The organism is Leminorella grimontii (assembly GCF_039789245.1).
GTDB lineage: Bacteria > Pseudomonadota > Gammaproteobacteria > Enterobacterales > Enterobacteriaceae > Leminorella > Leminorella grimontii.
Window position 1 is genome coordinate 1,377,368 of record NZ_CP146357.1, and the last position, 23,788, is coordinate 1,401,155.

At 54.3% G+C, this 23,788-nt stretch carries 22 protein-coding genes; 16 read left to right on the forward strand and 6 right to left on the reverse strand.

The annotated features are described in order from the left end of the window. The first annotated feature begins 206 nt into the window (after nucleotides 1-206). From cueR to V8L73_RS06725, 4 genes are all read left to right on the forward strand, one after another. Complete coding sequence (gene cueR, locus V8L73_RS06710) at nucleotides 207-620, forward strand: Cu(I)-responsive transcriptional regulator (protein ID WP_347254451.1); 414 nt, start codon at nucleotides 207-209, stop codon at nucleotides 618-620. 451 nt (nucleotides 621-1,071) lie between these two features. Beyond that, entirely contained in the window at nucleotides 1,072-2,211 is a 1,140-nt protein-coding gene (locus tag V8L73_RS06715; protein WP_051155687.1) for an MFS transporter, read from the forward strand. A gap of 517 nt (nucleotides 2,212-2,728) precedes the next feature. After that, nucleotides 2,729-4,486, forward strand: a complete 1,758-nt coding sequence (locus V8L73_RS06720; protein WP_347254801.1) for an SLC13 family permease — start codon at nucleotides 2,729-2,731, stop codon at nucleotides 4,484-4,486. 18 nt (nucleotides 4,487-4,504) lie between these two features. Then, complete coding sequence (locus tag V8L73_RS06725; protein WP_347254453.1) at nucleotides 4,505-4,780, forward strand: hypothetical protein; 276 nt, start codon at nucleotides 4,505-4,507, stop codon at nucleotides 4,778-4,780. A 144-nt stretch (nucleotides 4,781-4,924) separates the two neighbouring features. Here the strand turns inward: V8L73_RS06725 and leuE are convergent, their stop codons facing one another. After that, a complete protein-coding gene (leuE, locus tag V8L73_RS06730) occupies nucleotides 4,925-5,632 on the reverse strand; it encodes a leucine efflux protein LeuE (RefSeq protein WP_347254454.1) in 708 nt (235 codons plus the stop codon). A gap of 217 nt (nucleotides 5,633-5,849) precedes the next feature. Here leuE and V8L73_RS06735 point away from each other — a divergent pair, with 217 nt between their 5' ends. The 4 genes from V8L73_RS06735 to V8L73_RS06750 are packed head-to-tail and all read left to right on the forward strand — an operon-like array spanning nucleotide 5,850 to nucleotide 10,031. Continuing rightward, nucleotides 5,850-7,622 carry an alkaline phosphatase gene (locus tag V8L73_RS06735; protein ID WP_347254455.1) on the forward strand — a complete coding sequence of 591 codons (1,773 nt, stop codon included), beginning with the start codon at nucleotides 5,850-5,852 and terminating at the stop codon, nucleotides 7,620-7,622. Further along, nucleotides 7,622-8,104 carry a hypothetical protein gene (locus tag V8L73_RS06740; RefSeq protein WP_347254456.1) on the forward strand — a complete coding sequence of 161 codons (483 nt, stop codon included), beginning with the start codon at nucleotides 7,622-7,624 and terminating at the stop codon, nucleotides 8,102-8,104. The genes V8L73_RS06735 and V8L73_RS06740 overlap by 1 nt, the downstream gene beginning before the upstream one ends. An 11-nt stretch (nucleotides 8,105-8,115) precedes the next feature. After that, on the forward strand, nucleotides 8,116-8,805 hold the full coding sequence (locus V8L73_RS06745) for an ABC transporter ATP-binding protein (protein ID WP_347254457.1): 690 nt from the start codon (nucleotides 8,116-8,118) through the stop codon (nucleotides 8,803-8,805). Continuing rightward, nucleotides 8,802-10,031, forward strand: coding sequence for an ABC transporter permease (locus V8L73_RS06750; RefSeq protein ID WP_347254458.1), 1,230 nt, complete (start codon nucleotides 8,802-8,804; stop codon nucleotides 10,029-10,031). The genes V8L73_RS06745 and V8L73_RS06750 overlap by 4 nt, the downstream gene beginning before the upstream one ends. A gap of 41 nt (nucleotides 10,032-10,072) precedes the next feature. On the opposite strand, the gene yfbR is transcribed toward V8L73_RS06750, so the two are convergent. Then, a complete protein-coding gene (yfbR, locus tag V8L73_RS06755; protein WP_027274349.1) occupies nucleotides 10,073-10,678 on the reverse strand; it encodes a 5'-deoxynucleotidase in 606 nt (201 codons plus the stop codon). Between yfbR and V8L73_RS06760 the strand changes: the two genes are divergently transcribed. Beyond that, nucleotides 10,677-10,811 (forward strand): hypothetical protein, encoded by a 135-nt coding sequence (locus tag V8L73_RS06760; RefSeq protein WP_347254459.1) that lies wholly within the window; start codon nucleotides 10,677-10,679, stop codon nucleotides 10,809-10,811. The genes yfbR and V8L73_RS06760 overlap by 2 nt on opposite strands. Here V8L73_RS06760 and V8L73_RS06765 read toward each other — a convergent pair. The 4 genes from V8L73_RS06765 to brnQ form a co-directional block, all read right to left on the reverse strand. Then, entirely contained in the window at nucleotides 10,794-11,258 is a 465-nt protein-coding gene (locus V8L73_RS06765) for a hypothetical protein (protein WP_347254460.1), read from the reverse strand. The two genes, V8L73_RS06760 and V8L73_RS06765, sit on opposite strands and share 18 nt — an antisense overlap. Nucleotides 11,259-11,389: 131 nt before the next feature. Continuing rightward, a complete protein-coding gene (locus tag V8L73_RS06770; protein ID WP_347254461.1) occupies nucleotides 11,390-12,883 on the reverse strand; it encodes a pyridoxal phosphate-dependent aminotransferase in 1,494 nt (497 codons plus the stop codon). A gap of 115 nt (nucleotides 12,884-12,998) precedes the next feature. After that, nucleotides 12,999-13,136: a hypothetical protein gene (locus V8L73_RS06775; protein WP_347254462.1), complete on the reverse strand. Its 138-nt coding sequence runs from the start codon at nucleotides 13,134-13,136 to the stop codon at nucleotides 12,999-13,001. Between the two features lie 121 nt (nucleotides 13,137-13,257). Then, nucleotides 13,258-14,640, reverse strand: coding sequence for a branched-chain amino acid transport system II carrier protein (gene brnQ / locus V8L73_RS06780; protein ID WP_261831526.1), 1,383 nt, complete (start codon nucleotides 14,638-14,640; stop codon nucleotides 13,258-13,260). A gap of 677 nt (nucleotides 14,641-15,317) precedes the next feature. On the opposite strand from brnQ, the gene V8L73_RS06785 reads away from it, so the two are divergent. The 7 genes from V8L73_RS06785 (at nucleotide 15,318) to V8L73_RS06815 (ending at nucleotide 23,664) form a co-directional block, all read left to right on the forward strand. Then, complete coding sequence (locus tag V8L73_RS06785; RefSeq protein WP_027274353.1) at nucleotides 15,318-16,208, forward strand: LysR family transcriptional regulator; 891 nt, start codon at nucleotides 15,318-15,320, stop codon at nucleotides 16,206-16,208. Between the two features lie 24 nt (nucleotides 16,209-16,232). Next, on the forward strand, nucleotides 16,233-17,111 hold the full coding sequence (locus tag V8L73_RS06790) for a dihydrodipicolinate synthase family protein (RefSeq protein WP_027274354.1): 879 nt from the start codon (nucleotides 16,233-16,235) through the stop codon (nucleotides 17,109-17,111). 715 nt (nucleotides 17,112-17,826) lie between these two features. Continuing rightward, nucleotides 17,827-18,882, forward strand: coding sequence for a fimbrial protein (locus V8L73_RS06795; RefSeq protein ID WP_347254463.1), 1,056 nt, complete (start codon nucleotides 17,827-17,829; stop codon nucleotides 18,880-18,882). Nucleotides 18,883-18,918: 36 nt separating this feature from the next. Next, entirely contained in the window at nucleotides 18,919-19,452 is a 534-nt protein-coding gene (locus V8L73_RS06800) for a fimbrial protein (protein WP_027274356.1), read from the forward strand. A 68-nt stretch (nucleotides 19,453-19,520) separates the two neighbouring features. Next, on the forward strand, nucleotides 19,521-20,270 hold the full coding sequence (locus tag V8L73_RS06805; RefSeq protein WP_051155668.1) for a fimbrial biogenesis chaperone: 750 nt from the start codon (nucleotides 19,521-19,523) through the stop codon (nucleotides 20,268-20,270). 89 nt (nucleotides 20,271-20,359) lie between these two features. Continuing rightward, entirely contained in the window at nucleotides 20,360-22,897 is a 2,538-nt protein-coding gene (locus V8L73_RS06810; protein ID WP_347254464.1) for a fimbria/pilus outer membrane usher protein, read from the forward strand. A gap of 11 nt (nucleotides 22,898-22,908) precedes the next feature. Continuing rightward, entirely contained in the window at nucleotides 22,909-23,664 is a 756-nt protein-coding gene (locus V8L73_RS06815) for a molecular chaperone (RefSeq protein ID WP_347254465.1), read from the forward strand. Nucleotides 23,665-23,788: the final 124 nt, after the last annotated feature.

Below are 23,788 nucleotides of genomic sequence, written 5' to 3' on the forward strand. Positions count from 1 at the left end.
AACGGGCAGTGAGAAGGTTATACCACGATTGACGCTTATGACCGCGACCGGCGTTGAACGCTGGCTGGACTCCCCTGAATATGCCAACGCAATATGGGCCTTAGTCGACGTCAACGTAGCTCCCTGATGGGGGCGTTGAAAAGATTAGCCAGGTAGTTTTTAATCAATCCATACGAAGTACACTTGTTAACCGCACAGAGGCAACCATGAATATAAGCCAAGTTGCAGAAAAAACAGGCTTAACCAGCAAAACGATCCGCTTCTATGAAGAGAAGGGGCTGATTACGCCGCCGAACCGTTCGCTGAACGGCTATCGGACCTACAACGCCCGCAGCGTTGAAGAACTGACGCTGCTTCGTCAGGCTCGCCAGGTGGGGTTTACGCTGGAAGAATGCAAAGAGCTGCTGGCGCTGTTTCACAACGCCGAGCGGCGCAGCGCCGACGTTAAGGCGCGCACGCTGAAAAAGGTAGAGGACATCGACAACCACATTCGCGAACTGACCGAGATGCGCGAACGGTTGATGTCTCTGGCGAATCTCTGCCCCGGTGACGACGGCGCGGACTGCCCGATTATTGATAGCTTTACCGGCTGCTGCCACCATCATAATAAAGCGGAATAGTATTTCTACATCGCTTTCTCGCTAAACTAAACAGATAAATAGCGCCCTCCTTAAAAAAACGCTACCCAAAAAAAATCCTGCTGTTATAATCATAAGGTTTGACCACAATTCCCATAAATTTTCATCACTCCGTTGACTTGTTATACGCCCTTGGTCGTTTTACCAATGGGTGCGCGTTTTCTTACGCCTGAAATAAGGTGAGGGATGGTTAAAAATGCAACAAATTCAACGTGATAAAATTTATGCAACGCGTTTGAAATGAAATGCAGACTGGTGGAATAACGAACGGACGGTTTTGCCGAAATGACGATAAGCGAATAAATACGGGGAAAAAGCAGTGACTAACCAATCGATAAGCCTTACGGAAAGTCAAAAAGTTCTGGTCGTCGAGGAGGCAAAAAGAAGAAAGTACGCCTATAAGGCCGTAATTGCATCCACGGTAGGGTACGCCATGGACGGGTTCGACCTTCTTATCCTTGGGTTTATCTTGAACGCCGTCGCACTGGGGCTGGGGCTGACCACCAGCGAAGCCGGTTCGCTGGTAACCTGGACGCTGGTCGGCGCGGTGATCGGCGGGCTGATATTCGGCGTTCTGAGCGACTACTTTGGCCGCGTGAAGGTGTTGACCTGGTCTATCGTCCTGTTTGCCGGCTTTACCGGCCTGTGCGCGCTGGCACAGGGGTACTGGGACCTGCTGATTTACCGCACTATCGCCGGTATCGGCCTTGGCGGCGAGTTCGGCATCGGTATGGCGCTGGCGGCGGAGGCCTGCCGGCCCAACGAGCGCGCCAGAATGTCTTCCTACGTCGGACTTGGCTGGCAGCTGGGCGTTCTCGCCGCCGCGCTGCTCACCCCGCTTTTGCTGCCGGTTATCGGCTGGCGCGGCATGTTCGCCGTCGGCGTGGTTCCCGCGTTGGCCTCTTTCGTTATTCGCCACTACATCGGCGAGCCGGAAATTTTCGTTAAAAAGCGTAAAGAGAAGCGCAAGAGTAATCCCTTTAAGGCGCTGGTCGCTGACGGGGAAGCTATTCGCGCCAGCATCGGTATCTCCATCCTGACGTCGGTTCAAAATTTCGGCTACTACGGCATCATGATCTGGATGCCTTCTTACCTGAGCAAGCAGTTCAACTATTCGCTGACCAAGTCCGCCATGTGGACCGCCGTCACCGTGGTCGGCATGGGCTTCGGCATCTGGCTGTTCGGCCAGCTGGCGGACCGCTTCGGGCGTCGCCCCATTTTCCTGCTCTATCAGGTCGGCGCGGCGCTGATGGTGCTTGCTTACTCACAGCTGACGGACCCGATGACGCTGCTGGTCGGCGGCGCGGTGATGGGGATGTTCGTTAACGGCATGATGGGCGGCTACGGCGCGCTGATATCAGAGGTGTACCCGACCGAGGCGCGCGCTACGGCGCAGAACGTTCTGTTCAACATTGGGCGCGGCATCGGCGGCCTGGGGCCCTTGGCCGTCGGCATGGTGGTATCGCTGTACTCTTTCCAAGTGGCGATTGCCATGCTGGCCTCGCTGTACGTGCTGGACATCCTGGCCACGCTGTTCCTTATCCCTGAGAAGGCGGGCAAGCCGCTGGAATAACGCAGGCTTTGCGCTAAGCTGTGGAATGCTGACCGAGGAATATTCGGTCGGCATTTTTGTATTCAGAAAAAAAGTGGCTTCAGGTGAGGAAAAAGAGCGGGGCGAAATAGATAAATTCTTTCATGACGGCGTTAAAACCGATCCTAACCGGTCAAAGTTGACGTTTTGTGCGAAATTTTATCAGAATTTCCCGCTGACTCGTGTTAAAAGCCTTCGTTTATCATTGATATAAACCGGTCAATGTGTTTTGATGAAGGAATGGCGTTAATGGTTTTTTCCAGTCTTTAAGTGGAAAACAACTCTATAACGCTAAATTTTAATAAGAAAGCGGTCGAAACCGTCGTTTATAGACAAGGAAGGGTCATTTAGGAGCAGAGTCGTAGAACTTAAAACGTAGGGAGTAGCCGTGACAGAACGATTATTCGCCACAGTAGAGACGCTCGCCGGTAGCCAGCTCTTTTGGGTTGTCTTTTTTCTTCTCGTCGCGATTGGCCTGTTTATTTCCAATAAAGTCCGCATGGACGTCGTAGCGCTTCTTCTTATCGTCGTTTTCGTTATTAGCGATATTCTTACCGTACCCGAAGCCGTTTCAGGCTTCAGCGATCCCAACGTGATTCTGATTGCGCTGCTCTTCGTCATAGGCGAAGGGCTGGTGCGAACCGGTATTGCCTATCAGGTCGGCGACTGGCTGGTCAGAGTGGCTGGCAACAGCGAGGCCAAGCTGCTTATTTTGCTTATGCTGGCGGTGGCGAGCCTGGGCTCTGTGATGAGTTCTACCGGCGTGGTGGCGATTTTTATTCCCGTCGTAATGAGCGTGTCGTCGCGATTAAACCGAGCTCCCGGCAGATTGATGATGCCGCTGGCGTTTGCCGGGCTTATCAGCGGCATGATGACGCTGGTGGCGACGCCGCCCAACCTGGTGGTAAACAGCGAGATGGTGCGCTACGGCGTCGGCCAGTTCGACTTTTTCAGCTTTACGCCGATTGGCGTAGTCATCCTGCTGTTGGGCATCGGCTATATGCTTTTGGTACGGCGCTTTCTGGTCAAGCCCTCTCTGGATAAGCCCAAGGGGAGCGCCCGCCGCGCCATGCGCGATCTGATTCGCGAATATAAGCTCAGCGGTCGCGCCCGCCGCTTCTCCATTCGACCCGGTTCCCCGCTAATTGGCCGTACGCTGGACGAACTGCATCTTCGCTCCCGCTACAGCGCTAACGTGGTCGGCATCGAGCGGTGGCGCAAGTTCCGTCGCGTGATGATAAGCGCTTTCGCCTCAACCGAGCTGCGGGTTCACGATATCCTGCTGGTGGATATGCATGACCCCGACGTCGACGTTCGCCACTTCTGTACCGAAGAGCAGCTTGAGCCGATGATACTGCGCGGCGAATACTTCTCCGAGCAGGCCCGCGAGGTCGGCATGGCGGAAGTGTCGCTTATTCCCGAGTCGGAATATATCGGCAAAACCCTGCGCCAGATGGCGTTTCGCACCCGCTACAGCCTGAACGTGATCGGTATTCGGCGGGGCGATAAGCTTATCGACAGCAATCAGCAGATAGATATCGAGCTCAAGATGGGCGATATGATGCTGGTCATCGGCGACTGGCGCCAGATTCGGATGCTGCAAAGCAACACTCGCGACTTTTTGGTGATGAACCTGCCGGCTGAAGTTGATGAGGTCGCGCCGTCCATCAGCCAAGCGCCTCATGCCGTGCTTTGCCTGTTCTTGATGATTTTCCTGATGGTGACGGATTTAGTGCCCAACGTGATTGCCGCGCTGCTGGCCTGCCTGCTGATGGGGAAATTCCGCTGTATCGACATGGAAAGCGCCTATAAGTCTATCCACTGGCCGACGCTGGTGCTGATCGTCGGCATGTTGCCCTTTGCGCACGCGCTGCAAAAAACCGGCGGTATTGACCTGGTGGTGCAGGGGCTGATGGAGGCCGTCGGCGACAGGGGGCCGCACGTGGTGCTGGCCAGCCTGTTTATCCTGAGCGCCGTTATCGGCCTGTTTATTTCCAACACCGCCACGGCGGTGTTGATGGCGCCCATCGCCATCGGCGCCGCCAATCAAATGGGCGTTTCGGCGCTGCCGTTCGCCATGGTGGTAGCCGTCGCGGCCTCGGCGGCGTTTATGACACCGGTCTCTTCCCCGGTTAACACCATGGTGCTGGGGCCGGGGGGCTATAAGTTCAGCGACTTCATGCGTATCGGCATCCCGTTTACGCTGCTGGTGATGGTGGTAAGCGTGGTGATTATTCCGGTGTTGTTTCCGTTTTGAGTCAGGTAGCGAGACGCCATGAATGATGTTGAGCAGGATAATATGAATATTGATCTTCCCGATTGGTATGACGAACTGTTTGAATTTGAATGCGAATCAAAGGGATGCGTTTTAAATTTTAACGTCGTCATAAGCGGAAAGGAGAAGGTAATAAACTTTTATGATCTAACCCGATTTTCTCAGGACGCTGAAAGCGAACTGAATGAAAATGGGTATTTTAGCGATGAGAATGCGGTTATTCTTCCGAAGGTTACAAAGAAAAATATTATGAGCTATCTTTACTCGCTGGTATGACTTAGGTGTGTTAGCTCAGACGTGGCCTGACAGTTTTCTCGTACAACGCACAATCGAATTCGACAGTCAGCTGTGAGCGAAAAGCTGGCATTCCGCCCAGCGAAAGCTCGTAAAAATACGCCTTACGGCGGCTTAGTTATGTGATTACGACGTGGCGCTTGCGAGTCGTGCTGCAAATCCAATAAAGAACATCCCTACCAACGTGTTTCCGATTGCAGATAGCCTACGGTTGCCTTTAAGACGACTAAGAAGGTAAGAGCCGCAGAAAACGAGAAAACCGAAATATACGAGAGTAATTGCGAACATTACAGCAGCAAGAATGATAAACGCTACCCAGGAGTGTTCAGCCTGAACATTTATGAACTGGGCGAAGAAAGAGATATAGAACAGTAGCGTCTTCGGATTCAGTAGCGTAACCAGCATTCCGCGTCCGATGATCCCTCCCGCATCAGTTGAAGATTTTTTTTCCGCACTCGTTTCGACGGCCGGTTTAAACACTGCGCGTATAGTCTGGACTCCGAGATAGAAAAGATAAGCAGCGCCTGCGTATTTGATGACGTTAAACAAGGCGGGTGTTGAGCTTATGACCGCAGCTAGTCCACACCATGCCAGCAGAACCAGAATAACATCGCTCAGGAGAATGGAAAAAATTGCAGCAAAGCCCCGTTTGATGCCGCTGGTAATACTCGTTTTAATCACGAACATGGTTTCAGGGCCAGGTACAAGGACTATAAGCGTCGCACCAAGCAGGTATGTCCAGAAATTCACGACACCAAAATCAGCAAACATTTTCTCTCCAGCGCTCTTGTTTTCAACGGGCCATTCTAACGTAATCCGCATTAATGAAAACATATCACGTATTCTTTCATTTCAGTCAATGTCCGCTTCTGGTACAGAGCCGCCTGTCAGATTAAATTTAGCTCTGTGCCGTAACAGTGTCGGAGCAAATTTGAACTAATACAACTGGGGCAAGTATGCTTGCCGACACCTAACCGACACACGTTGGTCATAAAACTGTCATTTCCTCCCTCTAAGCTTCTCCTGAGAATAAAAACATCAGGAGAAGATCATGAAAGTACGTTGGTTTGTTCCCGTTACGCTGGCAATGGCGCCGTTGTTGTTACCGATGGCGGCGTCCGCGCTGACCGTTTATCCGCTCGATCGTGCGACGATGCTGACCGGGGGCAAGTTTGACTTTAAGGTGGAGTTCGATGCTCAGGTGAAGCCTGAGCAGGTCCACATCCAGATTAACGGCAAGGACTATCGCGACGTATGGAAGCAGGACGGTGAGTTTATCGCTAATGAAGACGGCCTGAATGCCTCCTCTTTGGTGATAAAAGACGTCTCGCTGCCGACGGCGGGGGACTACCGCATTGACGTCAGCGCGGGTGATGACAAGGGCGCAGTGAGTTGGAGCATCTACCAAACGCCGACCACCCGTCAGGCCAAAAACGTCATTCTGTTTATCGGCGACGGCCTCTCCGTCGCGCACCGCACCGGCGCCCGAGTGCTTTCCAAAGGGATCACCGAAGGAAAGGCTAACGGGCGCTTGGCGATAGACGACCTGCCCAACATGGCCTTTATCGGTACCTCCAGCACCGACTCCATCGCGGCGGACAGCGCCAACACCATGAGCGCCTACATGACGGGCCACAAGTCCGGCGTCAATGCGCTGGGGGTGTACGTCAGCCGCGCGAAGGATTCGCTGAACCATCCGAAGCAGGAGACGCTGGGCGAGCTGATTAAGCGGACCACCAAGATGTCCGTCGGCATCGTTAGCGACGCCGAGCTTGAAGACGCCACGCCCGCGGCGGTGGTTGCCCACACGCGCCGTCGTGCTGATAAGGCCGAAATCGTGAAGATGTTCTACGACGTGAAGCCGGACGTCATGCTGGGCGGCGGCTCCGCCTACTTCCTGCCGTCCTCCACGCCGGGATCGAAGCGTAAGGACGACGTGAACTACGTCGAACGCTTCAAGCAGGACGGCTATACGCTCGTGACCGATGCAGAATCGCTGAAAGCGCAGGGGCCAAGCGCAGATAAGCTTCTGGGACTGTTCCACACCGGCAACATGGACGACGTGCTGGACCGGCGCTTTTTGAAAAACGACGTCAGCAAGAAATTCCCCAACCAGCCGGACCTGACCGACATGACCCAGACGGCGCTGGACGTGCTGTCTAAAAACGAGGATGGCTTTTTCCTTATGGTGGAGTCAGCGCTGATTGACAAGGCGTCCCACCCGCTGGACTGGGAGCGCGCCATCTATAACACCATCATGCTCGACCAGTCGGTTGAGATTGCCAAGAAGTTTGCCGAAAAGCACCCCGATACGCTGATTATCGTCACCGGCGACCACACACACGGCATTTCGATTATCGGCACGGTAGATGACGACAAGCCGGGTACGGACATGCGCGAGAAGGTGGGCGTATATGAAACGGCGGGCTACCCTAACTACGAGGATAAAAACGGCGACGGCTATCCGGATAAGGTGGACGTTTCCAGACGCTTAGCGGTGTTCTTCAACAACTATCCCGATCACTATGAAACTTTCCGACCCAAGCTGGACGGTCGCTTCGTGCCCGCTATTCAGAACGAGAAGGGCGAGTATATCGCTAACGCCGCCTACAAGGATATACCGGGCGCCGTGCTGCGCGTCGGCAACCTGCCGCGCAATGCCGACACCGGGGTTCACTCCGTTGACGACATGATAGTTCAGGCGGCCGGGCCCGGCGCAGAGCGCATTCGCGGCTATATGGACAACACGGAACTGTTCCGGGTGATTGCGGACTCGCTGTCTCTGGGGCACGGCCAGGGGGCCGGTCAAGGGAGTGCTCAGTAATGTTTAGTCTTGTTCAAAGCCGGATACGTTCCGGCTTTTTTTCTTACCAAACTGCCGCTAGGGCACTCTGTGCGCTGCTGCTTTTCGGCAGCTCGACGGTCAGCGCTGAGTCCCGTCAAACCCTAACGTTCGACGAGTTTTACAGCAAGGTCGGCGTTCTGGGGCTGGAGTTCTCCGATAGGGTGAAGTCGCTGGCGGGCAAGGAAATCGAGATTACCGGATTTATGGCGCCGCCGCTGAAGGCCGAGTCGCAGTTTTTCGTACTGACCAAAATGCCGATGGCCATGTGCCCGTTCTGTTCGTCAGACGCAGACTGGCCGGAAGACATTCTGGTGGTGTATCTAAGCCAAAGGCAAACCTTCGTGCAGAACAACGCCATGATCAAAGTGACCGGCGTTTTGGAGTACGGCTCGTGGCGAGATCCGCAAACGGGATTCGTCAGCCAGCTCCGCCTGCGCGAGGCGGGATTTAGTTCGCTTTAAGGGAGGGAACGGTGTCGGAACTGATAGTTAAAGGCTTAAAAGTGCATTTCAACGGCAGCGCCCAGCCAGCGCTGCATATCCCCTCGCTAACGGTGACTTCCGGTTCGCATATCGCCGTGACCGGCGCCTCAGGCAGCGGTAAAACCACGCTGGTTAACGCCGTTAGCGGCCTTGAGCGCAGCCCGGTAGGGCAGATTTTTTGGGATGGTCAAGACATCGGCGGCCTGTCTGAAAGCGTCAGGGACGACTGGCGGGCGCGCCGCGTCGGCCTGATTATGCAGGACTTCCATCTGTACCCCGGCCTGAGCGCGCTGGATAACGTCCTGCTGCCCACGCGCTTTCGCGCCTGGCGCACGCCTATTGGCCTAAAGGCTCGGGCCAGCGCGCTGTTGGACCGGGTTGGGATATACAGAGAGAACCAGCCGGTAGATACGCTGTCTCGCGGAGAAAAGCAAAGGGTCGCTATCGCCAGAGCGCTGCTTTCCTCTCCGTCGATTCTTATTGCGGATGAACCCACCGCAAGTCTGGATGAGGAAAACGGCAGGCGCGTTATTCAGTTGCTCACCCAGTTTGCCAAAGAGGGGCGCTCTACGCTGATTTGCGTCACCCACGACGCGAGGCTTTCTTCTCGCATGCAGCGCGCCATCGTTTTGGAAAACGGCCGCGTGCAAAGCGATGTCAAAATGGAAAAAGCGACATGATACCTTTGAACATTATTTTTGCTGACTTAAAGCGCCTGTGGGGCGGCGCTCTGCTGCTGGTGCTGCTTATCGCCGCCGCCGTGGCGTTTAGCGTAGTGGTTAACCTTCAGGAGCGGGCGCTTAGAGAGGGGGCGGCCAGAGCGGCGGACAGGTTCGATCTGCTCATCGGCGCGGCGGGTAGCGAAGCCCAGCTGGTGCTGTCGAGCGTGTTCCTACAGCCTTCGCCGCTTCCCCTGCTGGACGGCCGCTATCTGGATGAAATTAAAAACAACCCTCTGGTCGAGTGGGCGGCTCCGCTGGCCTTTGGCGACACGTTCAAAGGCATGCCGATAGTCGGCACCGACGATGCGCTGTTTACCGGCCGCCGCATTAGCTACGCGCCGCGCCCGCTGCCGGACGATACGTTGGTTTTTCAGGGACAGCGCGACGCTATCGTCGGCGCTGCGACGGGGCTCGCCTTAGGCGATAAGATCGTGCCGCTGCACGGGCAGCAGGGCAGCGAGGGCGCGCACGTCCACGAAGAGGCGGGATATACGGTAACCGGCATTCTCGACCCTTCCAACGACGCCTGGGACAAAGCCATCATGGTGCCGATCGGCGCGGTGTGGGATATCCACCACGAGCATCATGATGATGAACACGAGCATGAGCATGCGGACGAGCCGGAGCATGAACATGAGCACCAAGCGTCGGGTCGGGTTTCCGCCGTGGTGGTCAAGCCCAAGAGCATTGCGGGCGCTTACCAGCTAAGGTCGCAGTACCGCAGCGGAGAAACGCTGGGCGTATTTCCCGGCGAAGTGCTGGCTCGCCTGTACGGCACGCTGGGAGACGCTCGTCAGGTTTTGGCCTGGGCTGCCGTTGGCACGCAGGCGCTGACTATTATCGCAATTTTAATGGTGATCGTTATTCATCTTGAGCAGCGCAAGCGCCAGCTGGGCGCGTTGAGAGCGTTCGGCGCGCCGCGTCGAGGCATCGTCGGCGTTGTCTGGGCGGGGCTGATGCTTATCATGAGCGCAGGCATTGCGCTGGGCGTTGTGGTCGGCTATTTGGCCACGCTGTGGATTTCAGCGCGCTTTACCTCCCACTATGGCATGGCGCTGCCGGTAACGCTGCGGGTGGAAGACGGGATAAGGGCGCTGACGCTGTGGGGCGCGCTGGCGGTGATTCTGCTGCTCCCATCTCTTGTGACCTATCGCTATTCGCCGGCGCAGGCGCTGCGGGGCTGACTATCTGCGCGGCCGGGAAGGGATTACCGGCCGCGTGGCGATCACATCGGGCTATCGCCGCTGATTTCATCAAGAGAAAGCTTAAAGCTCGGTACGAAGACCTTCATAAAGTAGTCCATCTCCGGGCTGTGGCGCAGCTTTAGGGTCTTTTCCAATCGCTGTTTGGCCAGCTTGAACTCGTTGTTGCCCGCCGACAGCTCTTCCAGGCTTTTCAGATAGGCGCACAGCGCGTCCGCCTGCTTGACGACCATCTTTTCGTCTTCGGTGTAGTAGCTGTCGTCCAGAATGGAGCGGAAGTCCTGTTGGAGCTCTTCCGGCAGCATCTCTATCAGCTTGAGCTGGGCGGTTTTTTCGATCTTTTTGTATTCGTGGGCTATCTGCGGGTTGTAATACTTGATTGGCGTCGGCATGTCGCCGGTCAGAACTTCGCTGGCGTCGTGATACATCGCCAACAGCGCCACTCGGTCAGGACTGACGTTGCCGTTGAACCTGCGGTTTTTAATCACCGCCAGCGCGTGGGCGACGAAGGCCACCTGCAGGCTGTGTTCAGAGACGTTTTCAGTACGGACGTTGCGCATCAGCGGCCAGCGGCTTATCAGCTTCAGGCGGGAGAGATAGGCGAAAAAATGGCTTTGGGGATGGCTCATGGCGACGTTACCTTTGACTGAAAGCGTGATGCAAAAAACAGGGATAGATTGTGGGCGGTTATGGCGCGCAGTGCAAATGGAATCGCCGCTTGAGATAAAAGAAAAGCCAGCAGGGCTAAACGTGATTGCCTAACGTATTGGCGGATTGATAGCTTCGATTTCCAAAAAGGCTGCGCCACTCTCTTTTTAGCTGTTCCAAACTTTGCGTAAATACGGGAAAAGATGCCTGAGAATTATCGTGCCAAAGCCGCTGTTTATCTTTGGTTGATAATGGAGCGTCAATGATCTCCATCAGCGCGTCAGACGAGAACTGGCCGTGCCGCTTTCGAAAAGCGATGAAGTTCGCCAGATCTTCCATTTCTTGCTTCAGGTAGCGCAGGCCCGTTGCCGTTTCATGCGTGGCGGCAGTAAAGAGGTTTTCCATTCTTACAGCACTGATCGGCTGTTCGGCAAACGCGTTTCCTTCAAATAAGGTAGGTACGTTCTGGAATGTTCTTTCTATGTCGTCCAACGCCCTGATGGCTTGCGTTAGTCGTTCTTGAAGCCTTATCCATTCACGGCTTTGTTCGGATGAACTCATACTGATATTTCCTATCCTTTTAACGACGCGCCAGCGGCCAACGGTGATTTTACTGGTGAAAGCAGATGAATGAAATGAATAAAGGGCGGCCTAAGCCGCCCTCTGAACCGGAACGAGATGTCTTATTATTGTCAGGCTTGCTTATAGGTTTCGAGGAACTTCGCCAATCGACCGATGGCCATGTCCAGCTCGTCGACGCGCGGTAAGGTCACGATGCGAACGTGGTCAGGGTAGGGCCAGTTAAAGCCGGTGCCCTGAACCAGCAGAACCTTTTGCTGTAGCAGCAGGTCGTGAACCATCTTCTGGTCGTTTGTGATGTTAAAGCGCTTGGCGTCGATTTTCGGGAACATGTACAGCGCGCCTTTGGGCTTAACGCAGGAGACGCCGGGAATGTCGTTGATCATCTCCCACGCGCGGTTGCGCTGTTCATACAGACGACCACCGGGCTGGATAAATTCGTTGATGCTCTGATAGCCGCCGATCGCGGTTTGAATCGCGTGCTGCATCGGCACGTTGGCGCACAGGCGCATCGAGGCCAGCATTTCTAGCCCTTCAATGTAGCCCTTGGCGTGCTCTTTCGGCCCGCTCAGCACCATCCAGCCCTGACGGAAGCCGGCAACCCGATAAGTTTTGGACAGTCCGTTAAACGTGACGGTCAGCAGATCTGGCGCCAGCGCGGCGATGGAGTGGTGTTTGGCGTCATCGTACAGGATCTTGTCGTAGATCTCGTCGGCGAAAATAATCAGGTTGTGCTCGCGGGCGATTTCAACGATTTCCAACAGCAGCTCTTTGCTGTAGACCGCGCCGGTCGGGTTGTTCGGGTTAATGATGACGATGCCGCGGGTGCGGGGTGTGATCTTTTTACGAATGTCGTTTAAGTCCGGGAACCAGTCTGACTCTTCGTCGCACATGTAGTGCACGGCGTTGCCGCCGGAAAGGGAAACGGCGGCAGTCCACAGCGGATAGTCAGGCGCCGGGATCAGCATTTCGTCACCCATGTTTAACAGCGCCTGCATGGCCTGAACGATAAGCTCCGACACGCCGTTGCCGATGTAGATATCCTCAACGGTGATGTCCATGATGCCCTGAGCCTGATAGTGCTGCATGATGGCCTTGCGAGCGGAATAAAGCCCCTTGGAGTCGCTATAGCCCTGGGCGGTAGGCAGATTGCGAATGACGTCGACCAGAATTTCGTCCGGCGCTTCAAAGCCGAAGGGGGCCGGGTTGCCGATGTTGAGCTTGAGGATCTTGTTGCCTTCTTCTTCCAGGCGCTTGGCCTCTTTCAGTACCGGGCCGCGGATGTCATAGCAGACGTTTTCCAGCTTGCGGGACTTTTCAATCGTGCCGGTGCGCTGCTGAGTCTCGGCTGCGCTGGTTGTGGGAAGAAGCTGGCCGTTTGCCGCGGCGTCCAGCATGGCGTCAACTAACGGATTGCGTTCTTTTTCCTCAGACGGATTGTCGTTCGCTGCGACGATAATGCCGGCGTTTTCCGACACTAGGCGCATGGTCGCGCCGGTAGAAAAGGCGGGCGCTGCGTCCAGCAGCTCTTTCTTTAAACGCAGGGCCTGAGAATTGCCGCTTTTAAACGACGTCAGATCGATCCATTCGTTAGTTGAGTCTGTCATGCTATACCGCCTCTGTTTTGTATATCCATGCTGGGTTAATTTGTATATCGCGTGATGCTACTCTTGGATATACCCATTGGCAAGCTAATTCTTGTTCGCTATGCGCTATTTTTCATCAGGCCGGGCCGCAGACGAGAGGAGCCATTTGGCCAGCGATAGAACCACATCCGCCTTCGGAGGCTTGATTACAGCCGGTAAGGAGTAGAGCGCAGATAAACAGCGTTGAGGCCGTAAGGCGTTTCAGATTTAGCATGATTGTCTTCCCTGGACGTGGTGAATGGGGGAAAACGATGCGTCAGGAACGTGAAGGCAGGATGAAGCGTTAAAAATAAATCCCCGTCGGCGGGAACCGCCGACGGGGCTTGCAGAGGGCATCAGGCTTTAGAAAGGACGCCCTCTTCACGCTTTTTTGCCGGAATGAGGAACGCCAGCGCCAGAATAATCGCCGTCGGCAGCACCCACGCCATGCCCTGATCGGACAGCGGCATATACGCCGTTTGCTTATCCAGCAGCCACTTGATGGCGTCAACCTTTTGCAGCGGTGCGATGCTGCGCATGCCGTCCAACAGGCTGAAAATCAGCGCTACGCCCATAACGGTGCGAAAAGCGGCTTTGGGGTTCGGCAGCCAGGGGCGAATAAAGGTGAGCGCCACCAGCGCGATAGCCAGAGGGTACAGCGCCAGAAGCACCGGTATCGACAGTGCGATAAGCTGGCTTAGGCCGACGTTGGCGACCAGCGCGCAGATAATGCTCAGAACTACCACCCACTGGCGATAGCGCAGCGGCGTCAGGGTTGAGAAGTAGTCGGCGCAGGCGCTGATAAGGCCGACGGCGGTCGTCAGACAGGCAAGCAGAACCACGCCCGACAGGATCCACTGCCCCGGCTGGCCAAACAGCGCCTGAACGTAGGCTGCCAGTACGACGCCGCCGTTGTCCGCGCCCGCGGCGACGGTCGAAGAAGTGGCGCCCAACCAGAAGAGGGAAACGTAGACAAAGGCCAGGCCGGCGGCCGCAATGAGGCCTGCAATGACCAAATACTTGTAGGTGGCTTTCGGATCGGTAACGCCTTTGCCGCGAAGCACGTCTACCAAGAGCATGCCGAACATCAGCGCGGCAAACGTATCCATCGTGTTATAGCCACCGATGAAACCTTTGGTGAACGCGGTGTCTCTGTAGCTTTCCACCGGTGCGGTCAGGGCGCCCTGCGGGGCGACGAGAACGCCAATCGCCAGGCAGATAAGCAAAAAAAACAGCGCGGGGGTCAGTATTTTGCCGATATTGTCGATAAGCTTGCCGCGGCTCCAGGAGAAAATCAGCGCTGCGGCGAAAAACAGCGTCGTGACCAGCGCCTGGGTTTTGTCCAGCGCGATACCTGAAAACAGTTCCAGGCTATTGTCGCCTTCGAACGTACCGACCAGCGGCTTGATAGCCATTTCATAAGCGACCAGGCCGGTACGCGGCGTGGCGAAAGCAGGGCCGATGATAATAAACAGCAGAACGGCGGCGAAGGTGCCGGTTCCTTTGGGCAGATCGGTGGTCATTGACGGCAGGCCGCCGCCGACGCGGGCAACGGCGATGATGGAGATAAGCGGCAGGCCTACGGCGGTCAGCAGAAAGCCCGACATGGCGGACAGCACGTTAGTGCCGGCCAGCTGTCCTTCCAGCGGAGGGAAGATAATGTTCCCTGCGCCCAAAAAGAAAGCGAAGGTCATCAAGCCCAGGCCAATCGTATCGGCTCGGCTTAAACGCTGGTTCATATGTAGTTCCTTGTTTTTAATTCGGCAGGCCGAGCGCAGAGGCAAAATCGCCGTCGAACCTACTTGGCCTTTTAATTATTTCTTTCGGCCGTTCGCTGGTTGGAAATGCGCTTCAAATAAACGATAACCATTATCGTTATAAATACAGAAAGCGAACGAAGACCGCACGAGGGGGATAGTCCACGATTGGCGCGCATTACGCAAGGGTTGTAGCATAAAATATGAAGATATTCGGTACTGAATCCAAAAAACTGGTTTTAGTCACTATATATTTCTATTTCACTGGTGTTTATATCTAAAGAAACCGTTTTTTTCTCTTCAGGCCTCCGGGGTTTTTCTTAAAAAGCCTTGTGAGCCTTAGCTAAACGGCGCTTTTATGAGCGTTTTAAGATTTGAGTATTGCATGATCTACTCCTATATAGGTAGCGGGAAATCAGCGTATTATCGACCGCTTCAACCATGCTCTATTGCGACGCTGTTTCACGTGAAAATAAGAAAGCAGCCCACAATAAATGCGATATAGCCTCATTTCAGCACTAGGCTTTTGCGCTTAGCCTGACGGTAGGATATATATGGTAGTCTTAAGCGTAGCCTATGGGCGCCGTTGTTAAGTTACTTGGCTAAGTTATTGATAGATAGCCGCTGAAGAAGGCCATGGAGAAATAAAGAGCCAGACTATGGTACACATAAAACGTTCTATTCCTAATCTTGAGCTGGACTTACTGCGGACCTTCGTTGCCGTTGCAGAGGGTAACAGCTTTGCCGCTGCCGCTGAATCCGTACACCGCACTCAGTCCGCCGTCAGCCAGCAGATGCAGCGGCTGGAACTGTTGATTGGTAAAGAGTTGTTTAGCCGCAGCGGCCGTAATAAGGCGCTGACTGAACACGGTGTGAAGATGCTCGGCTATGCGCGGCGCATTCTGCGCCTGAATGACGAAGCCTGCCTTTCCCTCATGTATGACGACGTGGACGGCGTGTTGCGCATAGGCTCGCCCGACGACACCGCGGATACGATCCTCCCCGAGCTGCTTTCCCGTTTTTCAAAAGCCTATCCCAGGCTCGCCATCGAAATTGTCGTTAAGCGCAGCCCTTTCCTGATGGACATGCTGAAAAACGATGACGTCGATATGGCCATTTCTACCGTTGAAAGCGTCGACTATCCCAGTCTGGTGCTGAGGGCTTCTCCGTCGCTGTGGTTTTGCGGCCTGAACTATGAATTTAATCTCGATGAGCCTCTGCCGCTAGTGTCGTTGGATGAGCCCAGTACCTACCGCAATATGGCGATTAACCATCTTGACCAAGCGGGGATCCCCTGGCGGATTGCCTACGTGGCGACGACGCTTTCCGGCGCGAGAGCGGCGGTCGTGGCGGGGCTTGGCGTCATGGCGCGTTCGATTGAGCTTCTGGGCGACGATTTGCGCGTGCTGGGGGAGGCGGAAGGGCTGCCGAGGCTGCCGGATATCAAGTTCAATTTGTACATGCGGCGCAACAGCCCGCAGAAGGCTGCGAAGGTGCTGTTTGAATCGCTATTAGGGGAAAATAATCAGGTAGGGACGCCGCGCAGATAGGTTTTATCAAATCGGAGGCGTGTAATGACAAATTTTTCAGGCATTTTTCCTTATCTCGTTTCGCCTGTAGACAACCAAAGCGGCAAGGTTCTTGAGCGTTCGCTGCGCAGATTGGTCGAGCACCTTATCAACAGCGGCGTGCACGGGCTTAGCCCGCTGGGAAGCACCGGCGAGTTCGCCTACCTCTCCACCGCACAGCGCGAAGAGATTGTCCGCATCGTGTTGGATCAAACCGCCGGTCGAGTACCCGTGCTTGCCGGCGTTGCGGCATTTTCCACCCGAGAGGCGCAGGAGCAGGCCGAACGCTACGCGCGCTTGGGCGTAGACGGCTTGGTATTAATTATGCAGAAGATGTTTCCGGTCTCTCCCCAAGGCCAAACGCGCTTTTTTGCTGACGTGGCCGAAGCGCTGCCGGACGTCTCAATGACGCTCTATACCAACCCTGGCCTGCTGGGTGGGGATATACCGATGGACGTGCTGGACGACCTTAGTCACGTTAAGAATATTGAATATATAAAAGATGCATCCGGCAATACCGGCCGTATTCTGACCATGATTAACCGCTTTGGGGATCGCATGAGAGTGTTTAGCGCCTCAGCGCATATTCCTCTGATGGTGTTTAAGCTTGGCGGCGTCGGCTGGATGGCGGGCCCCGCCTGCGTAATGCCAAAGCAGTGCGTAGAGCTCTACAACCTGGCTCAGGTCGACGACTGGGACAGGGCGCTGGAGAAGCAAAAAAGCATGTGGCGGATTAATGAAGCGTTTACCAAATATGCGCTGGCCGCCTGCATTAAGGGCGCATTGAATATCCAGGGCTTTGAGGTGGGCTCACCCATCGCGCCCCAGCAGCCCTTAAGCGCTGAGGCGATGAATGAGCTTAGGGCCATTTTGGCTGACCTGTAGCGCAATACCTACATTCCGTGTTCTATCTCAACCCGTGCAGCGGGTTTACGTTGCCGTCTATGACGGCAACGCTTTCATCAATTGTACGGTCGTTGCTTGAGGAAAACGTTCCGACAGTAAGGTCGTGCAATCTCCTTTTGCATTCACTGTTATCTTAATCTTTTTGGTATTGATGTATTAAATACGCGTTTTTATTCAGTGGCGTTTAGCAAAACCGTTGGGTTTAAGATTCAATATAAGAGGTGAGATGTTATTGTTTAAAAATAGTTTTTATTTGTTTGGTTATTTTCCCGAGATTTTTATTTCTATTCTTGTTGATTTTTCTTGTGTTTTATATAGTTGACTAATTAATTATTTTTTCTATATTACGGTTATCATTCAATATGATTACTTGAATGAAAATTATAGTTCATAAATTAAATGCGTGTTATTATATTAAGAATTTAATGTATTGTTATGTTTTAAATAGGTTTTATTTTTCATTTTTTGCAGTGGGGATGCTGTTATAACAAGGAAAATTGCCACTTTTATTGTGTTGTTATTCGCGTTTTTATCTTCTTCGTTTGCTTATGCGGAATGTATTTACGTCAGCCAAAGCATTGGGGGGTGGAGCCCGGCGCAGAACAGTCCTATCGGCCCTCCGGCGGGATCGTTAAAGATTTATCCTCAGACCTTTCAGCCTGCGGGAACGGTCCTGTTCGATCAAACCTACCCAATGAGCGCTATTTTAGGCGGAAACCCTGAAGCCGTGCTTTATAAGTGCAGAACGTTGGATGAGGTCAATAATGCTAACGCAATATTAAGGCTGGACGACACTTTCGCTATTTACGGCACCTACATGTATAACGGCGTCGCCTATCACTACATGAATTATTACGCGTCTGCGGCAAATAACTACGGCACGGTCGCTTATAAAATGGCGGCAGTGATGCACGACGGGACTGAACGCGATTTGGTGTTTAACGATGGGCGTTATAACAATACCGACGTCACTTTTTTGAAGTCGGGTTACGAAGAGTCACAGCTGTCGGATAGCGCAACCTACCCATGGGTTGTAAAGGTAAAACACTATCCCTCCGTGCGCTTAACGATGATCCGAACGTCCTATGACACCAACAGATCGACCACCTATTGGGAAGGCTACTATGGCCGTATTGCCTATGATAACCCGGTTGACGGATATAACTACGATGCAACCTATGGCTATATCAAACTTTATAACCATATTGCCGCGCCCGTTTCATCATGCGGCGTCACTCAGGTGCCGAGAACGGTTAATTTGGGGACGTATTCAATTGCAGATATTCGTTCAGGGCGAACGAGTTGGTCGCCTTTTACCGTTACCTACCAGTGTAATAACGACAGCTCGCCGGTAAATTCGCTGCGTCTCGGCATACAGCCGCAGATAGCGTCGAATTTATTATCAAGCGACTACCGCTACCTTAAGCCGGACGAGGGCGGCGCTTCAGGCGTGGGCATCGTTTATCGCCGTCAGGGTCAGAGCGCGTACCGCAACTGGATTCAGAATTCAGGCTGTATCGGCATTAGTACCGATGCAGAGAATCATTCAAACTGCTTTGCGGCCAGCGGGCAGGGAGAAAGTGAGGGCTGGTATTCGGTAAACCCGGAAGGGTCTTCCGCATCGGCCATATCGGGGAATACGGATTACTACGAAACGTTTGAAGCCAGCATCCAACCGCTGCCTGACGGCGGCGCGATTTCGCCGGGAACGGTCGTGAGCACCGTAAACGTTTTGGTTAATCTGCCCTAACTATATATATCGAAGGAACAAAGGAGTTAAGGAACAATGAAGACGTCAACGCTAATGATTTTTCTGGGCGCATTTCTCGCAGGGACCAGCGCCACCCAGGCCGCCAACACCATCACGTTTAACGGCGAGGTGTTGGATACAACCTGTGAGCCTGCGGTAACCGACGGTGACTATACGGTAAGGTTAGATCAGGTCGTTAAAAGCGCATTAACATCAAACGGCATGTATTCGGCCATTAACGCGCCGTTTTCGCTGCAGTTTATTAACTGCCCGGCAACGTCTACTCGAGTCGGCGTCGTGCTGGACTCGAGCAACTACGATGCGGCGACGGGAAATATGACCGACGTAGCCGGTTATGGAAACGATTCCTTGCAGATTCGGATTATGGACGGTACGTCGACCAGCACTCAGGTCGTGATTGGCGACATTACGCCCGTGACTTACGTCACCATCGACGGCAGCCACTCGGCGTCGATACCGATGACCGCCTACTATTACGTGAAAGACGTATCGAGCCTGGCGGTTGGTACCATTTCCACGACGGCAACGTACACCATCCGCACGCAATAAACGGTAAGGCGGGTCGTTTGAGTGCGGCCCTTCCTTATTTTCTGTAAGCCCTGTCAGAGTTAAATGAAATGATACGTGTTTATGCCTGCCTGCTGCTTTTGCTCAGTGCCATCGTCACCTCTGCGCATGCCGGTGTCGTTATGCTGGGTACGCGGGTTATTTATCCGGAAAACAGCGCATTCGCCCAGGTCAGATTCGACAATAAAGACGCGCAGAGTCACTTAATGCAGGTATGGGTGGACGACGGCAAGGGCGTGCCGCCCGCCGACGGCGCTCGCGTGCCTTTTGTCGTCACGCCGCCCATTTTTAAAATCAACGGTAAAAGCCAGCAGACGGTCAGAATCGTGATGGGGAAAGGCCAGTCGCTTCCTTCTGACAGAGAGACGCTTTACTGGTTTAACTTTTTGCAAATCCCGCCCGCGCCGCAAAGCGGGGAAGATTCATCATCCAAAGTCAGCCTGGCGTTTTTAAATCAGGTCAAGCTGATTTATCGCCCCAATGGCATTGCTGGGCGGGTAGAAAACCTGCCTAACAACCTGACGTTTAGCCTGAAGCGAACCGGCCGCGGCTGGCGGTTAACGGCAACAAACCCTACCGGATATTACGCGACCTTTATGAATAAAGCGCAGATTAGCGCCGCCGGAAAGAGCCATTCCGTCACGTTGCAGCCTGAAGTGACGCTGGCGCCGTTTTCGTCTCTGTCCTGGGATATCGGGCTGAAGGCGAGTTCGCTTAGTAACGCCCGGATTAGCTACGCGCTAATTAACGATAAGGGCGCTCAGACAGACGCCGTTCAGACGATAGGCCAATCTCAGTAAGCGCGAAAGCGAGAACAAAACGGAATGATTACGGTGAAGCAACGGCAAATGCGGTGCGTCGCCTGAAATAATGGAAATATAGCGATCTCATGATAAATAAGAGTAGGCACCCAAAGCGAAAGAAGCACTACATTTTCCTTTTCTTACCCCTATTTTTTCTTGGCTCATCTTCCATTTATGCCGCAGAGTCAACCGACATTACGTTTAATGCCAGCTTCCTGAAAGGCGTTTCTCTGTCACAGGAAGACCTGTCCTCTTTGCTTAAAGATGACGGCGGTCCCGCCGTCAGCGGCAGCTATTTCGTTGAGATTTACGTTAACGGCTCGTTTTTTACCAACGACAGCGTCGAGTTTCAGCCGAATGAAAAGGGCGAGGTGCGCCCTTGTATTCCCCTACCGCTGTTGCTACAGGCCGGCGTGTTTAAATCAAAAATAGCGCCCGAGCAGGCCTCCCGCGAGTGCCTTTTCCTGGAGCAGGGGTTGGAGGGCGCAACCACTTCGTTTAATCAGGAAAACCTGCGCCTGGAGCTGTCCATCCCGCAGGCGTCTCTTGCCGGAACGGTCAGGGGCTACGTTTCCCCCGACGACTGGAATGAGGGAAACAGCGCCCTGTTTGTCAGCTATTCCGGCAACTACTTTAACAGCCAAAACCGACAAGGGGGCCCGCGCAACGAGTCTGTCTATTTTTACCTGCGCGACGGCGTCAATCTCGGCGCCTGGCAAATCCGAAACAGCAGCAACGTTCGCTATACCCCGGACGACGGCGCCAAATTCAACTCGGCGGGTACCTATCTGCAGCGCGCGCTGCCGGGCATTCAGTCGCAGCTGATTGCCGGTGAAACCTCAACCACCAATACCATTTTCAGCCCCTTTAGCTTTAAGGGCGCGACGTTGAAAAGCGACGAGCGAATGCTCTCGCCGAACCAGCAGGGCTACGCGCCGGAGGTTCGCGGCATGGCTAACACCAACGCCCGGGTGTCGATCAAACAAAGCGGCAGAATTATCTATGAAACTACGGTGGCGCCGGGGCCGTTTGTTATCAACGACCTTTACCCAACGCTGAATTCGGGCGACCTGACGGTAGAAGTGACGGAGTCGGACGGCCAGATCTACTCGTTTATTGTACCGTTCTCGTCGGTCACTAACTCCCTGCGCCCCGGCCTATCGAAGTATTCCGTCACGCTGGGGAAAACGGACTCGGCGTACGTTAACGCCGAAAATACCAACTTTGCCGAAGTGACGTATGAACGGGGCATCAATAACGCCCTGACGGTTAACGGCGGGCTACAGGCCGCGGATAACCACTATTATTCTGCCGCGACCGGCGCGGTGGTGGCGACGTCATGGGGCGCCTTCGGCGTTGGCGGTTCGTTTTCTCAAGCAAAGACGGCCGACGGCAGCCGACAGGGCTGGCAGTTGGATACGCAGTACAGCAAAACCTTCTCTGCAACGGAAACGACGGTCTCCATGGCTGGCTACCGCTACTCCAGCGATGGCTACCGCACCCTTAGCGACAGCCTGTCCTACGGCTCGACGCCGTATTACGTCGATGACGATCGCGTCACAACGCGATCCACGTCCTATCAGCAGCGCCAGCGCCTGGAAGTTTCGCTCAGCCAGAACCTTTCCGGCTACGGCTCCGTGTTTGCCAACGCCTTGTGGCAGGACTATTACGACAGTAGGTCAAGCAATAGGCAGTATCAGGTGGGCTATCAGAACTCGCTGGGCAAGGTGTCTTACAGCATTACCGCCGCCCGGCAGATGTCTACCGCCGACAGCGGCAGGAAAGAGTACGACGACGTGGTGACGCTGTCGTTTCGGGTGCCGCTCGGGACGCGAACGTCGCTCTCTTCCCACGTGAGCCATTACGGAAAGGGCGGCACCAATGCGACAGCCGGCGTCAGCGGCACGCTGGGAGAAGGAAACGACTATTCTTACGGTGTTAACGTCGCCTATGACGCCAATAATTCGGCCAACAGCATCTCCGGCAACCTCAATCACCAGAACTCGTTTGGCAACTGGGGCGTCGGCTACAGCCATTCCGACGCCAGCCGCACCTATTCGGCAACTGCCCAGGGCGCGGTGGTGGTCCACGGCGGCGGAGTGACGCTGGGGCCTTATCTGGGCGATACGTTTGGCATTATTGAAGTGCCGAACGGTAAAGGCGTGCAGGTGACCAACGTGTCCGGCCTTGAGCTTAACGGCTCGGGCTATGCCATTATTCCGTCTCTGGTGCCCTATCGTTACAACCATATTACGCTTGACCCGAAAGGGATAGGAAACAGCGTGGAGCTGGAAGAGACCCAAAAGCGCGTGGCTCCTTATGCAGGGGCTATTCCGATGATGACCTTCAAGACGCGGACCGGCTATCCGGTGCTGATTGAAAGCCTGACGGACGACGGCAGGCCGCTGCCAATTGGCCTTGACGTCTATGACGAATCCGACGCGTCTATTGGCATCATCGGCCCCGGCAGTCGGGTTTATGGCCGAGTGGCCAGGCTGGCGGGCGAGCTGTACGTCAAGCCTTACGGCAAGAGTGAAAAATGCACTATACGCTATGAGATTGATGAAAAAGAAAAGGATGAGATCTTGATTCAGCTTTTGTCCCCCTGTGTTGCGGTGAGATGAGGATAGTCACTATGTTGAACGGTGAGCTGGCTTTTTCAGTCGTGCGCTTCCTGCGGCTTTTCCTTGTGCTGACGCTTATCGGCTACGGCGCTTCGGTTAGGGCCGACGCTGGGCTGCTGATAGATAAAACCCGGCTGGTTTTTCCCGCCGCTTCAAAAGAAGAGACGCTGTATATACACAACGTAAACAGCTATCCGGTGATGGTGCAGAACTGGATTGACGACGGCGACATCGATGCCGATCTGGGTACGCTGAAAACGCCGCTGCTGGTCGTTCCTCCGCTGTTTAAGCTACAGCCGAACGAAAGTAAGTCGGTCAGGGTTATCCTCGGCCGCCACCGTCTCCCCGCCGATCGAGAGAGCGTTTTTTGGCTTAACGTACAGATGATCCCGCCGGTTGACCCCAACAAAACGAACGGCCTGGCCGTGTCGGTACGCACCAGAATGAAGGTGTTCTATCGGCCCGAATCTCTTATTAAAGGCGGTTCAACCGCTTGGATCCAGAAGGTGACGTGTTCAGCCGGGCAGGGTAGCGCTGCGTATATAGAGTGCGTTAATCCGACGCCGTACTATGCGACGGTGGACGCGCTGACGCTGAGCTTTAGCCGTTCGGCGTCAGTCAAGACGCTGGATGGATTTATGCTCGCGCCGTATGACAGGCAGCGCTATGCCGTCTCTACGGTAAAAGGGCTTAGCGCGATAACGCTCTCGCTGGTGAATGATGACGGTTATGTAGAAAAGAAAAAGGTCAACGTCCGCGAGCGTTAGCGTTTTTAACGCAAGGCGAATTGGCCAAAAAAGAGCCCCTGTTCCGGTTAGAGGGGGAACAGGGGCAAGGGGTATACAAGGAAATAATTATAGTTATTAGTATTCGGCGAGCGCCCCGCAGGCC

What these genes read in the sequence shown, in the direction of transcription:
- cueR (WP_347254451.1), top strand. Translation starts at nt 207, where the DNA reads ATGAATATAAGCCAAGTTGCAGAAAAAACAGGCTTAACCAGCAAAACG.
- V8L73_RS06715 (WP_051155687.1), top strand. Translation starts at nt 1,072, where the DNA reads ATGGACGGGTTCGACCTTCTTATCCTTGGGTTTATCTTGAACGCCGTC.
- V8L73_RS06720 (WP_347254801.1), top strand. Translation starts at nt 2,729, where the DNA reads ATGGACGTCGTAGCGCTTCTTCTTATCGTCGTTTTCGTTATTAGCGAT.
- V8L73_RS06725 (WP_347254453.1), top strand. Translation starts at nt 4,505, where the DNA reads ATGAATGATGTTGAGCAGGATAATATGAATATTGATCTTCCCGATTGG.
- leuE (WP_347254454.1), bottom strand. Translation starts at nt 5,632, where the DNA reads ATGTTTTCATTAATGCGGATTACGTTAGAATGGCCCGTTGAAAACAAG.
- V8L73_RS06735 (WP_347254455.1), top strand. Translation starts at nt 5,850, where the DNA reads ATGAAAGTACGTTGGTTTGTTCCCGTTACGCTGGCAATGGCGCCGTTG.
- V8L73_RS06740 (WP_347254456.1), top strand. Translation starts at nt 7,622, where the DNA reads ATGTTTAGTCTTGTTCAAAGCCGGATACGTTCCGGCTTTTTTTCTTAC.
- V8L73_RS06750 (WP_347254458.1), top strand. Translation starts at nt 8,802, where the DNA reads ATGATACCTTTGAACATTATTTTTGCTGACTTAAAGCGCCTGTGGGGC.
- V8L73_RS06760 (WP_347254459.1), top strand. Translation starts at nt 10,677, where the DNA reads ATGGCGACGTTACCTTTGACTGAAAGCGTGATGCAAAAAACAGGGATA.
- yfbR (WP_027274349.1), bottom strand. Translation starts at nt 10,678, where the DNA reads ATGAGCCATCCCCAAAGCCATTTTTTCGCCTATCTCTCCCGCCTGAAG.
- V8L73_RS06765 (WP_347254460.1), bottom strand. Translation starts at nt 11,258, where the DNA reads ATGAGTTCATCCGAACAAAGCCGTGAATGGATAAGGCTTCAAGAACGA.
- V8L73_RS06770 (WP_347254461.1), bottom strand. Translation starts at nt 12,883, where the DNA reads ATGACAGACTCAACTAACGAATGGATCGATCTGACGTCGTTTAAAAGC.
- V8L73_RS06775 (WP_347254462.1), bottom strand. Translation starts at nt 13,136, where the DNA reads ATGCTAAATCTGAAACGCCTTACGGCCTCAACGCTGTTTATCTGCGCT.
- brnQ (WP_261831526.1), bottom strand. Translation starts at nt 14,640, where the DNA reads ATGAACCAGCGTTTAAGCCGAGCCGATACGATTGGCCTGGGCTTGATG.
- V8L73_RS06785 (WP_027274353.1), top strand. Translation starts at nt 15,318, where the DNA reads ATGGTACACATAAAACGTTCTATTCCTAATCTTGAGCTGGACTTACTG.
- V8L73_RS06790 (WP_027274354.1), top strand. Translation starts at nt 16,233, where the DNA reads ATGACAAATTTTTCAGGCATTTTTCCTTATCTCGTTTCGCCTGTAGAC.
- V8L73_RS06795 (WP_347254463.1), top strand. Translation starts at nt 17,827, where the DNA reads ATGAGCGCTATTTTAGGCGGAAACCCTGAAGCCGTGCTTTATAAGTGC.
- V8L73_RS06800 (WP_027274356.1), top strand. Translation starts at nt 18,919, where the DNA reads ATGAAGACGTCAACGCTAATGATTTTTCTGGGCGCATTTCTCGCAGGG.
- V8L73_RS06805 (WP_051155668.1), top strand. Translation starts at nt 19,521, where the DNA reads ATGATACGTGTTTATGCCTGCCTGCTGCTTTTGCTCAGTGCCATCGTC.
- V8L73_RS06810 (WP_347254464.1), top strand. Translation starts at nt 20,360, where the DNA reads ATGATAAATAAGAGTAGGCACCCAAAGCGAAAGAAGCACTACATTTTC.
- V8L73_RS06815 (WP_347254465.1), top strand. Translation starts at nt 22,909, where the DNA reads ATGTTGAACGGTGAGCTGGCTTTTTCAGTCGTGCGCTTCCTGCGGCTT.